Annotated in this window: 14 protein-coding genes; 6 read left to right on the top strand and 8 right to left on the bottom strand. The window is 63.5% G+C overall.

Going from position 1 to position 14,030, the window contains the following annotated elements; translation table 11 throughout:
- Window positions 1-241: 241 nt before the first annotated feature.
- The gene (locus tag MJ8_RS25405; RefSeq protein WP_201411394.1) at window positions 242-886 is read left to right on the top strand and encodes a glutathione S-transferase family protein; all 645 of its coding nucleotides are present in this window, start codon (window positions 242-244) and stop codon (window positions 884-886) included.
- A 42-nt stretch (window positions 887-928) separates the two neighbouring features.
- Here MJ8_RS25405 and MJ8_RS25400 read toward each other — a convergent pair whose 3' ends face one another.
- Window positions 929-1,372: a MarR family winged helix-turn-helix transcriptional regulator gene (locus tag MJ8_RS25400; RefSeq protein ID WP_201411393.1), complete on the bottom strand. Its 444-nt coding sequence runs from the start codon at window positions 1,370-1,372 to the stop codon at window positions 929-931.
- Between the two features lie 149 nt (window positions 1,373-1,521).
- Between MJ8_RS25400 and MJ8_RS25395 the strand changes: the two genes are divergently transcribed.
- Together MJ8_RS25395 and MJ8_RS25390 are read left to right on the top strand one after the other, a co-directional pair.
- Window positions 1,522-2,394, top strand: coding sequence for an alpha/beta fold hydrolase (locus tag MJ8_RS25395; protein ID WP_201411392.1), 873 nt, complete (start codon window positions 1,522-1,524; stop codon window positions 2,392-2,394).
- A 261-nt stretch (window positions 2,395-2,655) separates the two neighbouring features.
- Window positions 2,656-3,936: a glycosyltransferase gene (locus MJ8_RS25390; protein WP_225248042.1), complete on the top strand. Its 1,281-nt coding sequence runs from the start codon at window positions 2,656-2,658 to the stop codon at window positions 3,934-3,936.
- Window positions 3,937-4,127: 191 nt separating this feature from the next.
- On the opposite strand, the gene MJ8_RS25385 is transcribed toward MJ8_RS25390, so the two are convergent.
- Window positions 4,128-5,357, bottom strand: coding sequence for an MFS transporter (locus MJ8_RS25385; protein ID WP_201411390.1), 1,230 nt, complete (start codon window positions 5,355-5,357; stop codon window positions 4,128-4,130).
- A gap of 163 nt (window positions 5,358-5,520) precedes the next feature.
- On the opposite strand from MJ8_RS25385, the gene MJ8_RS25380 reads away from it, so the two are divergent.
- From MJ8_RS25380 to MJ8_RS25370, 3 genes are all read left to right on the top strand, one after another.
- Window positions 5,521-6,390, top strand: a complete 870-nt coding sequence (locus MJ8_RS25380; RefSeq protein WP_201411389.1) for an AraC family transcriptional regulator — start codon at window positions 5,521-5,523, stop codon at window positions 6,388-6,390.
- A 126-nt stretch (window positions 6,391-6,516) separates the two neighbouring features.
- Window positions 6,517-7,080, top strand: coding sequence for a dihydrofolate reductase family protein (locus tag MJ8_RS25375; protein ID WP_201411388.1), 564 nt, complete (start codon window positions 6,517-6,519; stop codon window positions 7,078-7,080).
- Window positions 7,081-7,241: 161 nt separating this feature from the next.
- A complete protein-coding gene (locus MJ8_RS25370; protein ID WP_201410648.1) occupies window positions 7,242-8,207 on the top strand; it encodes an IS481 family transposase in 966 nt (321 codons plus the stop codon).
- On the opposite strand, the gene MJ8_RS25365 is transcribed toward MJ8_RS25370, so the two are convergent.
- The 6 genes from MJ8_RS25365 to lgt all read right to left on the bottom strand — a co-directional run bounded on the left by MJ8_RS25365 (window position 8,204) and on the right by lgt (window position 13,949).
- Window positions 8,204-9,139, bottom strand: coding sequence for a ribose-phosphate pyrophosphokinase (locus MJ8_RS25365; RefSeq protein ID WP_040989656.1), 936 nt, complete (start codon window positions 9,137-9,139; stop codon window positions 8,204-8,206). The two genes, MJ8_RS25370 and MJ8_RS25365, sit on opposite strands and share 4 nt — an antisense overlap.
- 184 nt (window positions 9,140-9,323) lie before the next feature.
- A complete protein-coding gene (locus MJ8_RS25360) occupies window positions 9,324-9,947 on the bottom strand; it encodes a hypothetical protein (RefSeq protein ID WP_201411387.1) in 624 nt (207 codons plus the stop codon).
- 55 nt (window positions 9,948-10,002) lie between these two features.
- The gene (locus MJ8_RS25355; protein ID WP_040989654.1) at window positions 10,003-11,154 is read right to left on the bottom strand and encodes a M24 family metallopeptidase; all 1,152 of its coding nucleotides are present in this window, start codon (window positions 11,152-11,154) and stop codon (window positions 10,003-10,005) included.
- Complete coding sequence (pgeF, locus tag MJ8_RS25350; RefSeq protein WP_201411386.1) at window positions 11,154-11,942, bottom strand: peptidoglycan editing factor PgeF; 789 nt, start codon at window positions 11,940-11,942, stop codon at window positions 11,154-11,156. Before pgeF ends, MJ8_RS25355 begins: the two co-directional genes overlap by 1 nt.
- 88 nt (window positions 11,943-12,030) lie before the next feature.
- Window positions 12,031-13,098, bottom strand: a complete 1,068-nt coding sequence (locus MJ8_RS25345; RefSeq protein WP_201411385.1) for a class I SAM-dependent methyltransferase — start codon at window positions 13,096-13,098, stop codon at window positions 12,031-12,033.
- A complete protein-coding gene (gene lgt / locus MJ8_RS25340; RefSeq protein WP_201411384.1) occupies window positions 13,095-13,949 on the bottom strand; it encodes a prolipoprotein diacylglyceryl transferase in 855 nt (284 codons plus the stop codon). The genes MJ8_RS25345 and lgt overlap by 4 nt, the downstream gene beginning before the upstream one ends.
- Window positions 13,950-14,030: the final 81 nt, after the last annotated feature.

Genomic DNA, 14,030 nt, shown 5'->3' with positions numbered 1-14,030 from the left:
TCCAAATGCGTCTGGGGATCATGCGAGGCCTGGCCGGCCTTCCTCCGCGTTGCCTCCAAGGGTGTCTACGCGGGTGGCGGCTCTATAGCGGAAGGCGGGCAAGGGTGCAAGCGGTTGGGCTGGAAGGCTTGCAGGGTGGTTTCCGGTGCCGAGCATAATCCGGAAATCCATTTGCGACAAATGTAGGATCGGGCGGTTCCCGAACGTCCTGCGGCGCGTGACCAGATCCGTGGGGACCACTATGAAACTCCTGTTCAGCCGCAATCCCAATCCTCGCCTCGCGGTCGCGACGGCGCGCCATCTCAAGGCGGAGATCGCGTTCGAATTCGCGTCGCCGATGGCGCAGGGGCAGGCCGAGCGTTACCGCGCGCTCAACCCCAATCTGACCTTGCCGATATTGGTCGGCGCAGGATGGAGCCTGTGGGAGGCGGACGCCATCGCCTGCCGGCTTTCGCGCGAGACGCGTTCGGATTTCTGGCGCCACGGGGACGACGAGCCGGACATGATCCGTTGGATCAGCTGGGGCAAGGAACGTTTCGCCTTCGCTTGCGACATGGTGCATTTCGAACTTGGCACCAAGCAGCGCTATGGCCTCGGCCCGATCGATCAGGCGCTGGTCGAGGAGGGACTGAGGCAGTTCCATAAAGCCGCGGCGGTCCTCGAGCCTGAGCTTTCCGGGCGGGAATGGCTGGTCGGCAATTCGATCTCCTATGCGGATTTCCGCATGGCGACGTTCCTGCCGTTCAACGACGTCGCCGGATTGCCGCTCGACGAATATCCGTCGATCCGCCGCTGGTATGGCCGGCTGGAAGCGATCGATGCCTGGCGCGACCCGTTCCAGGGGCTGGAAGCGCCGCCGCTGCCACCGGTGAAGATTGAGGCGTGACCGCTGCTTTCGCGCGGTTCCGGACACTTTCCTGGAATTATTCTAGGCGTCGTCGTTCGCCTGGCCGCCGTTCAGCGCATCGCGCAATGCCTGGATTTGCCGGTTCAAGGCATCGAGTTCAGCCAATTTCATGCCCGAGCGCTCGATCAGCGTCTCGTTCAGGCAGTTGCACTGGACGAGCAGGGCTCGTCCGCTGGGAGTCAGGTCGACCTGCACCTGACGCTCGTCGGCCCGGCTGCGCTGCCGGGTGACAAGGCCAGCCTGCTCCATTCGCTTCACCAGCGGCGTGATGGTGCTCGATTCCAGGGCGAGCCGATGCGCGATGCTGCCCACCGACATGCCGTCCGCCTCTGCCAGCACATTGAGCACGAGATATTGCGGATAGGTGATGCCCATCTCGTCCAGCATCGGCTTGTAGGTGCGGTTGATCGCCATCGAGGTGGCATAGAGCGTGAAGCAGAGCTGATTGTCCAACGGGAGAGGCACTGCGTATTCCTTTTGCCGACTGATCATCTGCTGTGTACCACGAAAAATGATATCGCGATACATATTTCGATGGACAAGGCTTTCGATCTTCGTTACGAAATCAGTTATCGCGATATTGTTTATTGCGGTATCAACCAAAGGAGATTGAGATGAGCTTGCAGACCACATCAGGGCAGACCAAGCCGGGCTCGGGCAGCGGTACGATCACCGCCAAGGACGGAACGCAGATCTTCTACAAGGATTGGGGGGCGGGCCAGCCGGTCGTCTTCCATCATGGCTGGCCGCTGAGCAGCGACGACTGGGACGCTCAGATGCTGTTCTTCCTGGCACAAGGTTACCGCGTCATCGCGCATGACCGGCGCGGCCATGGCCGTTCCAGCCAGACCGACACCGGCAATGAGATGGACACCTATGCCGCCGACGTGGCGGCGCTCGCCGCGCATCTCGGCCTCAAGGACGCCATCCATGTCGGTCACTCGACGGGCGGCGGCGAGGTGGCGCGCTACGTCGCGCAATATGGCGGCGCAGGCCGCGTCGCCAAGGCCGTGCTGATCGGCGCGGTGCCGCCGATCATGTTGAAGACGCCGGCAAATCCAGGTGGTCTGCCGATCGAGGTGTTCGACGGTTTCCGGGCGGCGCTGTCCGCCAACCGCGCCCAGTTCTTCCACGACGTGCCGGCCGGACCGTTCTACGGCTTCAACCGCCCGGGCGCGCAGGTTTCCGAAGGCGTCATCGACAATTGGTGGCGCCAGGGCATGATGGGCGGCGCCAAGGCGCATTACGACTGCATCAAGGCCTTCTCGGAAACGGACTTCACCGAAGACCTGAAGACAGTCGACGTGCCGGTGCTGGTCATGCATGGCGACGACGACCAGATCGTGCCGATCGCGGACTCCGCGTTGCTTGCGATCAAGCTGCTCAAGAAGGGCGAGCTCAAGGTCTATAAGGGCTTTCCGCACGGCATGGCAACGACTCATGCGGACGTCATCAACGCGGACCTGCTGGCCTTCTTCAAGGCCTGAGCTTGCCTGCTGAAACCCGCGAAAGCACCCGCCTTTGGGCGGGTGCTACAAAAGGGGAAGGACCGTCGTGAACGGTTGAGCAGGATGGGTCGACCCATGTCGTTCTTTTGACATCCGTGAGAGGCCAGCACCCACCCGCCATTATCATGTCCGGACTCGACGCCGAAAATGGTAGTGTCCCCTCCGAGGTGGGGGCAACAGAATGGGTATCGGCTTGGGACCGCTGCCTTACGCCAGCGGCTGTAGCGTCAGGTCGACCCGATGAGGTATGTTTCGCTGGGAACGTTTCCGATTTGGCGGCCGGTCCATGGCGGCCAATTGAGGGCAAATGCCATTCACAAGGTCCTGCGGGATTGTGGATGGGAAACACGCCATGTCGTCGTTACTCCCCACCGCGGCGCCAGGCGGGAAATGGAGACCGGCGATTTTTTCATCGAGATGCCACGCCGCTTTCGCAAGAAGATGGCCAGGCGCAAATGGCGTTCCGATGTCGCCAGCGCCGAATTCGTGGTGCGCAGCAAATCCAGTCGCCGCGCAATCGCAAAATTCCTCGATGACTTCAGGCCGGATGTCATCGCCCTCGAGCAATGCTGGCTTTGGCCGGCTTTGCGCGAGTATGTCGAGACGGGCTCGCCGGAGGCACGCTTTTCAATCGTGTACAGTTCGCACAACTTCGAGCAGCAGTTGCCGGCGCAAGAGGCTGCGACAGCCGGCGCGGGGACGGACCTGTGGAGCGCGCAACGCGCGGCGGAGATCGAGTCCGATCTTGCCGCAAAGGCAGATCTGGTCGTCACCGTCAGCGAGCAGGACGCAGCCTGTTTCCGCAAGCTCAATCCAAGCGTGGTGATCGCCGCCAACGGCATATGGCCGCGCGAAACGTCCGCCGGCTTCGCTCGTTGGGCGTCGCGCTTCGCCGGCCTGCGCACCGCGCTGTTCGTCGGGTCGGGCCATCCGCCCAACGTACGCGGTTTTCTCCAGATGACGGGTCCGGACCTCGGCTTTCTCTCAGCCTCGGAGCGGATCGTCGTGGTAGGCGGCGTTGCCGACCAGATCCGGAACGATCCCGGATTCCTGCGGCACCGCGGTGCCGACAATGCCCGGATCGAGCTGCTCGGCGTGCAGGACGGCGCGACCCTCAGCGCGCTGATCGAGCTTGCCGATGCCGTGATGCTTCCGATCGTCGAAGGCGGCGGCACCAACATCAAGACCGCGGAAGCGCTGTACAGCCGCAAGCCGATCGTGGCGACGAGCTTCGCGTTTCGCGGTTATGAGCAATTCAAGCATTGGCGAAATGTCCGGCTGGCGGACAGGCCGGAAGATTTTCGGGATTTGCTTGCGCAGGCGCTCAGAAGCGAACCGGAAGCATTGACGCAGGCAGACATCGCACAGCTCGACACGCTGCTTTGGACCGAGACGCTCCAAAAGCTTCCCGGGCTATTCGCAGCGCTGCCGAGGCGGCGGCACCAGGCGCCTGCCGTCGATGATCCCGGCGGCTTTCTGCCCGGCCTGCTGCGGCGCATGGGCTTGTGGAGAAAAAGCTGATTTCGCGTACTGGCGGGCGCTGAGGAAAGAACTGCCGTTTGGGGGCGTTGCACTATGGAAATTCCGCCGAATCCGGAACGGTCAAGGTTCCGAACCCGGCGGCGATTGTTGCCAGAGCAATTCCAGGAAAAGTGTGAGCGGTTTTCCGTCCGGAATTGCATACAAGGAGATAGAGCCGCTATCCGGCCAGTTCAGGCCTTCCGCGCTTCCTTCATGTTGGGCAGGAACACTGTCAGCAGGCCGAGGAAGGGCAGGTACGAGCAGATCTGGTAGACGAAGTCTATGCCCTTCATGTCGGCGACGACGCCGAGCACCGCGGCAGCGATGCCGCCCATGCCGAAGGCGAAGCCGAAGAAGATGCCGGCGATCATGCCGACGCGACCCGGAACCAGCTCCTGCGCGAAGACGACGATGTTGGAGAAGGCCGACGACAGGATCAGGCCGATCAGCACGGTGAGAACCATCGTCCATTCCAGATTGGCGTAGGGCAGCGCCAGCGTGAAGGGCAGCACGCCGACGATCGAGAACCAGATCATCGCCTTCTGTCCGTAGCGGTCGCCGAACGGGCCGCCGAGCAGGATGCCGAGCGCCGAGGCACCGAGGAACAGGAACAGCATCACCTGGCTCGTTTGCACCGAAACGCCGAACTTATGGATGGCGTAGAAGGTGTAGTAGCTGGAGAGCGAGGCGATATAGGCATTCTTGGTCAGCACCAGCAGCGTCAGCACGGCCAGCGCCCACATGACCTTCTTGCGCGTGAAAGGCGAGACGTGGGCAGCCTGCTTGCGGCTGGCCATCGAGGCGCGCAGCCGGCTGTACCAGCCGCCGACCTGCCACAGCACCACGATGCCGATCAGCGAGCCGACGGCGAACCAGGAAATGCTGGTCTGACCGAACGGCACGACGATGAAGGCGGCGAGCAACGGTCCCATGGCTTGGCCGAAATTGCCGCCGACCTGGAACAGCGACTGCGCGAGGCCGAAGCGGCCGCCCGAGGCGAAGCGGGCGATGCGCGAGGATTCCGGATGGAAGATCGCCGAGCCGATGCCGATCAGCGAGGCGCCGATCAACAGCAGCCAGTAATGGCCGGCATGAGCGAGCACCACCAGGCCGACCAGCGAGGAAGCCATGCCCCAGGGCAAGGAGTAGGGCATCGGCTTCTTGTCGGTGATCATGCCGATCACCGGCTGCAGCAGCGAGGCCGTCACCTGGAAGGTGAAGGTCAGAAGGCCGATCTGCCAGAAATCGAGACCGTAATTGTCCTTGAGCAGCGGATAGATCGCCGAAAGCAGCGACTGCATGATGTCGTTGACACAGTGGCAGAAGCTCACCGCAAGAATGACGGTGAAGGCCGTCGCTTGCGCCGAGATGTTGCTTGCCGGCGCCGGCGTGGCGACGGAGGTGGCGGTCGTATCAGTCAAGGCAATGCTCCGTAGTCTTGTTGGAGCATGATCTTTTCCGAAAACCGGTTCCCAGGTTTCGCGATCATGCTCTAGGCGGCGAACCGCAGCCGGCCTTATAGGCTTGTTGCCAAGTGACGTCTTTCGTGGTTTGGTCCAATAGTTTCGCAAGTGGGCCACATCGATGCCGCATGGCAAGGAGATATTCAAGGGCAATGCCGCCGAGTTAGGCAGGTTGCATGAAAGCCGGTGGCAATGGCTGGAACAGGCCGTCGGGCCGGCCGTGGCGCTGCCGACGGAATACCCGGACGGCTACCATGTGCCGCGGCACCGCCACAGCCGCAGCCAGTTGCTGCATGCGCTGGTCGGCGTCGTCTTGGTGACGACCAGGCATGGACGCTGGATGGTGCCGCCCGACCACGCGATGTGGATACCGGCCGGCACGGAGCATTCCGTCGAGATGCTGGGCGACGTCTCGATGCGCTCGGTCTATGTCGTGCCGGATGCGGTCGCTGGCCTGCCGAAAGGCCTGCGGGTCGTCGGCATCACCGAATTGATGCACAGCCTGATCGTGGAATCCGAGAAGCTGCCGCAGGGCGGCGAGCTCGAAGGGCGCGCCGCGCTCGTCATGGGGCTCCTGCTGCACGAGATCCCGAATCTGCCGGAACGGCCGCTCGGCCTGCCTTTCCCGTCCGATCCGAAGCTTGCGGCACTTTGCCGGCGCTTCGTGGCGGCCCCGTCGCCGCATGCGACGATCGACGAATGGGCTGATGCCGCGGGCATGAGCCGACGCTCCTTCACCCGTGCCTTCCACCGCCAGACCGGGCTGTCGCTGTCGACCTGGCGCCAGCAGGCCTGCCTGTTCGCGGCGCTGCCCAGGCTCGCCGACGGCGAGCCGATCACCAGGGTGGCGCTCGATCTCGGCTATGACAGCGTGCCGGCATTCACGACCATGTTCAAGCGCATGCTCGGCACCTCGCCGCGCGGCTATATGCGCGGCGCGCGCGATTTCGGTGAAAACCCGCGCCGCACAGGCGGTCCGATCGCCGCGTGAGCGAGGCCCCGTCAGCATTGAGTTGACGTGTCGGTTCTCAGTCCGGGTTCCGCTTGCCAGTACCGATTGCAAATTGCAATCGGTTATGTTCCTCTTTTCTGGGGAGGCAAAAGCGGAGGAACGCTGGTGGCAACGATCGTCTATGCAATGCTGACATCGCTGGACGGCTACATTGCCGGGCCGGGCGGAGACATCGGCCTGCCGGTTCCCGAGGAAGAATTGCATCGGCATTTCAACGGCGAGATGCGGCGAACTTCAATCGCGCTGTGCGGGCGCAGGATGTATGAAACCATGCGCTTCTGGGACAGTCCGGAGCGGGAGATCGGCGCTGAAGACGTCGAGCGTGATTTCGCTCGCGCCTGGCGACAGACGCCGAAGGTCGTGTTTTCGACCACGCTTGGGGAGGTCGGGCCGAATGCCCGTCTGATGAAGAGTGATGTCGAGAAGGTGGCGAGATCGCTCAAGGCGGAGGCGGACGGCGAAATTTCCGTCTCCGGCGCCCAGCTTGCCGGGCAGCTTGCGCGCGCGGGCCTGATCGACGAGTACCGGCTCTACATGCATCCGGTCGTGCTGGGCGGCGGCAAGCCATATTTCCAATCCGGCCTGTCGCTGGCGTTGAAGCCGCTTGGCGCGGAGCGCCTTGCGCAAGGTGTCACGCTGCTGCGTTACGCGCCCTTGGAAATCGATTAGAGCAATTCCAGGAAAAGTGTGAGCGGTTTTCCGCCCGGAATTGCGTAAAAACAAGGAGATAGAGCATTTCACCGTTTCCGTGAAACGGTGAAATGCTCTAGGTGTCTAGTCCCGGAGTGTGGGGGAATCAGTCAAGCTGATCCTTCATTCAGGGATGAGCTATGGGACAGATACTCCACGGCAGCGCCACGACCACGCACGCCATCCGAGCAGCGATACAGCGATCGGAGGCTCCGCTCAAAGAACTCGCAGCGCAGCACGGTCTAAATCAGAAGACTGTCGCCAAGTGGCGAAAGCGGGCCTTCGTCCATGATGCGCCGATGGGTCCGAAGATTGTACGCTCCACCGTTCTGACGGCTCAGGAGGAGGCGATGATCGTCGCCTTCCGCAAGCATACGCTGCTGCCTCTGGATGACTGTCTCTATGCGCTGCAAGCGACAATCCCGCACCTGACGCGGTCGTCCTTGCATCGTTGCTTTCAGCGCCACGGGATCAGCCGCCTACCCGAGGTCGCCGGCGACAGGCCGGCCAAACAGCCCTTCAAGCGCTACCCGATCGGCTATTTCCACATCGACATCGCCGAGGTTCGAACCGAAGAGGGTAAGCTCTACCTATTCGTGGCAGTGGATCGGACCTCGAAGTTCGCTTTCGCTCGGCTGATGCAGAAGGCGACCACAGTCACTGCAAGAGCTTTCCTCGACGAATTGGTCGAAGCCGTCCCCTACAAAATCCACACCGTGCTCACCGACAATGGCATCCAGTTCGCCGACCTGCCCAAGAACCGGAATGGCCCTACCGCGCGTTGGCGCGGCCATCCCTTCGACCGGACCTGCTGGAGGCATGGCATCCAGCACCGTCTCACCAAACCCAACCATCCATGGACCAACGGTCAGGTCGAACGGATGAACCGAACGCTAAAAGAGGCAACTGTCCGGCGATATCACTACGAGACCCACCGACAACTTGAAAATCACCTTGCTGCCTTCCTCAACGGATACAACTTCGCCAGGCGGCTAAAGACCCTTCACGGCCTTACACCTTACGAAGCCATCTGTGCGGCATGGGCCAAACAGCCAGAAAGGTTCCGGCTCAATCCCGTCCACTTGACCTCGGGACTGAACACCTAGTCGAACAGGCTCGAGACAGACTCTTCCGTCGCCGTGCGCGAGATCGCTTCGCCCATCAGGTCGGCGATCGAAATGACGCGGATGTTCGGGGCGTCGAGCACGCCCTGCGTCGGCTGGATGGAATCGGTGATCACCAGCTCCTGCAGCTTCGAGCCGGCGATGCGGGCGACGGCGCCGCCGGAGAGCACGCCATGGGTGATGTAGGCGGTGACGGAGGTCGCGCCGTTGGCGAGCAGCGCGTCGGCCGCGTTGCAAAGCGTGCCGCCGGAATCGACGATGTCGTCGATCAAGAGGCAATCCTTGCCGGCGACGGCGCCGATGATGTTCATGACTTCCGATTCGCCCGGGCGCTCGCGGCGTTTGTCGACGATGGCGAGTTGCGCATCGAAACGTTTGGCCAGCGCGCGCGCCCGCACCACGCCGCCGATGTCGGGCGACACGACGACGACATTGCCGAGCTGCTTGTACTTGGCCTTCACGTCACGCGCCATCACCGGCACCGAGAACAGATTGTCGGTCGGGATGTCGAAGAAGCCCTGGATCTGGCCGGCATGCAGGTCGAGCGTCAGCACGCGGTTGGCGCCGGCGCGGGTGATCATGTTGGCGACCAGCTTGGCCGAGATCGGCGTGCGGCCGGAGGCGCGGCGGTCCTGCCTCGCATAGCCGAAATAGGGGATGACCGCCGTGATGCGTCGCGCCGAGGAGCGCATGAAGGCGTCCATCATGATGAGCAGCTCCATCAGATGGTCGTTGGTCGGATAAGAGGTCGACTGCAGGATGAACACATCCTCGCCGCGCACGTTTTCCTGGATCTCGACGAAGATTTCCTGGTCGGCGAAGCGCCTGACGCTGGCCTTCCCTAGCGGGATGTTGAGATAGCGAGCGACCGCCTCGGCCAGCACCCGGTTGGAATTGCCCGCGAAAAGCTTCATGCACCGTTCCTGGTGAAGGATGGAGAGGCCGGAGAGACTCTCATGAGCCTTTTATGCGGGCTTTTAGCGGCCCGCGCCGGTATTGCAAGCCTCGTTGTGGGGATTCCTTCCGGCGAGCGCAACAAACAGGGAAAACATCGTAAGCCAGCAACAGTTTTGGCCGGCAGCAGTTCGGCCGGTCCGGTCAACCGGCGCCGCCGCTGCCAAGCCAGGCGGCGAACTGGTCGATCGTCTGGTCGGCGATGGCCTGCATGGTGGCGGGCGCCACCGTGGGCCAGCCTTCGCCGCTGCCGACGGCGGGCGCCTTCTGCTGGCCGTTGATGCGATGCAGGCGGTTGCCGGAAGGGTCGTAAATGTCCCAGACATAGATGACGGTCGTGTCCTTGCCCTCGGACATCGTCGAGAAATAGCCCTTCAGCACATGCGTCGCCGTCTGGTCCGTGCTGCCCACAAGCGTCAGGCCGCGCTGTTTGGCACGGGCCTGCAGTTCCGCCGTCAACGGTGCCGCCGCGTCCACCGACGCGCCGACGATCGGCGCCACCTGCAGCCGCGTCCTGGCGAGGGCGGCGGTCTGGGCCGGCGTCGCTGTTTTTGCCGATGTCGTCGTCGCGGTGGCGGTCGAAGGAGCCGGCGCGGTCGTGGTCGGTGAGATGGCTGTCGTCGATGTGCCCTGCGGAGTGGCCGAAGACTGGACCGAACTTGCGGGCGGGGTGATCGCCGAAGGTTCGAGCACGTCCTTGGCGTTGGTGCAGGCGCCGAGCGCCAACGCCGCAAGCAATGACACGGTCGTCACCCACGATCGTCTCATTTGCCTGAAAACTCCCTAGTGACGAACGCCCCCGCGTGAACCAACCATTATGGATTCACTGTACGATCAAGTCGAGATCATGGCGCGACAGCGGCTTCGGCGCCGATTCTGTGGTGAGGTAGGTGCGGCCGAGCGTCATCGCGGTCTCGGTCTCGGAGTCCATGATGATCATATGCGCGAACAGCGTCATGTTGGGCGCGATCGGCTCCGGATTGCCCTGGTAGAACATCGGCATGTCCATCCAGGACGGCGTGAAGCGGGCGCCGACAGAATAGCCGCAGGCGTTCAGCCGGTGCTTGGTCAGATTATGCGCTTCGAGCGTACGGGCATGCGCATCGAAGACATCGCCGAAGGTGTTGCCCGGCGTCATCGCCTTTTCGACCGCGAGCAGGGCGGCACGGGAAGCATCGAACAACTCCTGATGGCGCTTCGACACCTTGCCCGTGAGTACGGTGCGCATCATGGGAGCATGATAATGGTGGAAGACACCGGCCCATTCCAGCGTCAGCTGGTCGTTCTTGGTGAGCTTGCGGCGGCCGGCCTTGTAGCGGCAAAGCAAGGCATCGGCGCCGGAGCCGATGATATATTCGTTGGCCGGGTAGTCGCCGCCGCCGGCAAAGACCGCGCCCTGCATGGCGGCGAGGATGAGCCCTTCGTCGCCGCCTTGCTTGATCAGCGGCAGCGCCGCGTCCAGCGCGTCGTCGGATAGATTGGCAGCCTTTTCCGCCTTGGCGATCTCGGCCGGGCTCTTGAACAGGCGCAGCCGGCCGACGATGCCGGAGGCATCGGCTATCTGGCCGAAGGTCTGCAACTGCTCGTCCAGCCGGCGGCCATTATAGGCCGTCAGGCCATGGGTGTCGTATTCGACGCCGATGCGGGCGCCGAGCAGATCGAGGTCGTTGAGCAGGTTGCGCAGGTCGATCGCCGGGTTGGCGCCCTGCCGATCGGTCCATAGCACGATGTTTTCGATGGTCGAGGTATGGCGCGCTTGCCTGAGATCGGCCGAACGGGTGAGCAGCACCATCGAGCCGTCGGCCTTCACCACCAGGCACTGGAAGAAGCAGAAGCCGAACGTGTCGTAGCCGGTCAGCCAGTACATGCTCTCCTGCGCGAACAAAAGCACGGCGTCGAGCTTCTTCTCGGCCATCTCGATCAGCAGCCGGTCGCGCCGCGCGTCGAATTCCGAACGTTCGAAATGCAGCGCCATTACTCTTTCTCCAGAACGATTGCCGAAACCTGGCGCCCGTAATCCGCTTCCTTGCGGTGTGTGGTGCGCCGGTAGGAATAGAAGAGGTCTTCTTCCGCGTAAGTGCAGCGGCCAAGGCCCTCGGCGGTCACGCCAGCTTTACGCAGCCGGTCGACCGTATATCGGTTGAGGTCGAACATCGAGTGGCCAAGGTTTGCCGATGGCCTGAAATAGCGGAGATTGCCGGCGTCGGCCTCGACGAAGCGGGCGACGAATTCCGGCCCGACCTCGTAATTGTCGGGACCGATCGAGGGGCCGAGCACGGCGACGATGCGTTCGCGGCGGGCGCCAAGGGCTTCCATCGCGGCGACCGTGTTTTCGAGCACGCCGGTGAAGGCGCCCTTCCAACCGGCATGCGCGGCGCCGATGACGCGCGCCTCGGCGTCGGCGAACAGGACCGGCCCGCAATCGGCGGTCGAGGCGCCGATGGCGATGCCGGGACGGTCGGTGACGATGGCGTCCGCCTTCGGTCGAGGGCCGGCGAAGGGTTCCCTGGCGACAACGACATCCGGCGAATGGATCTGGTGCGCGGTCAACAGATGATCCGCCGGCACGCCCATCCAGTCGGCAACGCGGCGCCGGTTCTCGGCGACCAGCGTCTGATCGTCGCTGGAGCCGGTGCCGATGTTGAGCCCTCGATAGATGCCGTCGGAGACGCCGCCGACGCGGGTGAAGTAGCCGTGGCGCGTGCCTTGCGCCTTTTCAAGCAGCGGCGAGCGTACTGGATCGGGTCTGGTCTGATTCAGCATGGTTGGGTTTGTCGTCCGTGCGAGGCGGGTTCGTCAAGGCGAAGTTCGGAGAACGAAGCGGACCAGGCGGCTAGGCCGCTCGCCGATCTCAGCCGGCTTTCTTCGCCGGCAGGACCTGCATGACCTTGAACAACTCCCCCATCGCGTCGGGACCGGCCAGGCGTTCGACCGCGTCGGAAATGGCTTGACGTGTCCCGAGATCGGCATCGGCGCCGAGCGTGCCGGCGCGCTCGAGCAGGCCCATGCCGAGCAGGAATTCGCCTTGCGTCGACAATTGCACATCGAGACCATGAGCTCGCGCCATTTCGGCAAGGGCGGCGAAGTCGACATGGGCAGTGAGGTCGGCTTCGCCAGGATTGGCCAAAACGTCCTCGCGCTGGTGCCGGCGCAGCGCCTGGAAAGTGTCGCCAATCCCTGGCTGCAGATGGCCGTAATCGATGAAGAGGCCGGCGCCGCCGTGGCCGGCAATACGTTCTGCGATCCGCGACATCAGAGCCGAACGGGCTGGCGCCACTTCGACGATGGCGCCTTGCGGCGGATCGGCTGCGGCTGCCGGCAGCAGCGCCGGGTCGACGGACCCAGCGCCGGCGAAGAAATGCAGTTCATCGGCGCCGTCGAGGCCGACAACGCGCTCGCGCCAACCCGTGCCGACATAGACAAACTGCCGGATCGGCACCGCGTCGAACAATTCGTTGCCGACGATGAAGAGCGGCTGCGGCGGCAGCGTGTCGATGGCCTGGTGCCAGGCAAGCGCAACGCTCTGGCCGGCGAGCGTTTGCTTCTGGATCTCGGCCAGGCGCGGGCTAGTCTCGATCAGGGCGAAGGAAGCGCCGGCGACGAGCGCCGGGTCGAGCCGCGACCAGGTGCGCAGCATGTCCTTCATCAGCGTGCCGCGGCCGGGACCGATCTCGGCAAAGGTCGCGGGCAGAGGCCGGCCGGCGCCTTGCCAGGCTTGGTAGAGCCAGACGGCGACAAGCTCGCCGAACATCTGGCTGATCTCGGGCGCGGTGATGAAGTCGCCGGCGGCGCCGAAGGGCTCGCGCGTCGTGTAATAGCCCTCCTCGGGATCGAACAGGCAGAGCGCCATATATTCGCTGACCGGGATCGGCCCCGCCGCGCCGATCAGGCCTGTGATGCGCTGCTTCAGCCGGGTCATGCCGCCCGCGGCTCGGGCACCGGCTTCGCCGTGGCCATAGCCCAGATGCCGGCGAGCACCATCGGCGTGGAGAGGATCATGCCCATGGTCAGCCAGCTGGTGCCGAGCAGGTAGCCGAGCTGCTGGTCGGGCTCGCGGAAGAACTCGACGAAGATGCGCGACAGGCCGTAGCCGCAGATGAAGGCGCCGCCGACGAAGCGCGGCGTCTTCAGTTTCAGGCGCGAATGGGTGAGGAAGCGCAGCACAAGGAACAGCACGAGGCCTTCGAGCAAAGCCTCGTAGAGCTGGCTGGGATGGCGGGTGAACGGGCCGCCATTGGGGAATTCGATCGCCCAGGGCACGTCCGAGGGCCGGCCCCAAAGCTCCGAATTGATGAAGTTCGCGACACGCACCAGGCCGAGACCAACAGGCACGCCGGCTGACACCACATCGAACAGTGTCCAGGTAGGAATGCGGCGATTGAGCGAAAACAACGTCATGGCGAGGATGACGCCAAGCAAGCCGCCATGGAACGACATGCCGCCCTGCCAGACGGCGAAGATGTCGAGCGGATGCGCGATATAGCGCGGCAGGTCGTAAAACAGCACATAGCCGGTGCGACCGCCGAGCACGACGCCGATGGCCGCCCAGACGATGAAGTCGTCGAGGTCCTCGGGTTTCATCGGCAGCTTGCCGTCGGGCCACAGGCCTGGGGTGGTGACGAGGCGCTTGGCGTACCACCAGGCAAAGAGGATGCCGACGATGTAGCCGACGCCGTACCAATGCACCGCCAGCGGCCCGATATGGACGATGACCGGATCGATGTTTGGGAAGGGCAGGGAGGCCAGCGGCAACAGGAAATATTCGCTCAAGACGGGATCCCCGGAGACGGTCACGATTGGGCGCGGACCATGCGGCAGGGTTTTGGCGCGGTCAAGGCAAGGTCGATGTCG

Origin of the sequence: Mesorhizobium sp. J8 (genome assembly GCF_016591715.1) — a bacterium.
Taxonomy (GTDB): Bacteria; Pseudomonadota; Alphaproteobacteria; order Rhizobiales; family Rhizobiaceae; genus Mesorhizobium.
Note: the sequence above shows the minus strand (reverse complement) of the source record. Positions and strands in the feature narration are given on the sequence as shown.

Coding starts and splice junctions, on each gene's coding strand:
- MJ8_RS25365 (WP_040989656.1), bottom strand. CDS start 9,139: ATGAAGCTTTTCGCGGGCAATTCCAACCGGGTGCTGGCCGAGGCGGTC.
- MJ8_RS25370 (WP_201410648.1), top strand. CDS start 7,242: ATGGGACAGATACTCCACGGCAGCGCCACGACCACGCACGCCATCCGA.
- MJ8_RS25345 (WP_201411385.1), bottom strand. CDS start 13,098: ATGACCCGGCTGAAGCAGCGCATCACAGGCCTGATCGGCGCGGCGGGG.
- pgeF (WP_201411386.1), bottom strand. CDS start 11,942: ATGCTGAATCAGACCAGACCCGATCCAGTACGCTCGCCGCTGCTTGAA.
- MJ8_RS25360 (WP_201411387.1), bottom strand. CDS start 9,947: ATGAGACGATCGTGGGTGACGACCGTGTCATTGCTTGCGGCGTTGGCG.
- MJ8_RS25380 (WP_201411389.1), top strand. CDS start 5,521: ATGCCGCATGGCAAGGAGATATTCAAGGGCAATGCCGCCGAGTTAGGC.
- MJ8_RS25405 (WP_201411394.1), top strand. CDS start 242: ATGAAACTCCTGTTCAGCCGCAATCCCAATCCTCGCCTCGCGGTCGCG.
- MJ8_RS25355 (WP_040989654.1), bottom strand. CDS start 11,154: ATGGCGCTGCATTTCGAACGTTCGGAATTCGACGCGCGGCGCGACCGG.
- MJ8_RS25395 (WP_201411392.1), top strand. CDS start 1,522: ATGAGCTTGCAGACCACATCAGGGCAGACCAAGCCGGGCTCGGGCAGC.
- MJ8_RS25390 (WP_225248042.1), top strand. CDS start 2,656: ATGAGGTATGTTTCGCTGGGAACGTTTCCGATTTGGCGGCCGGTCCAT.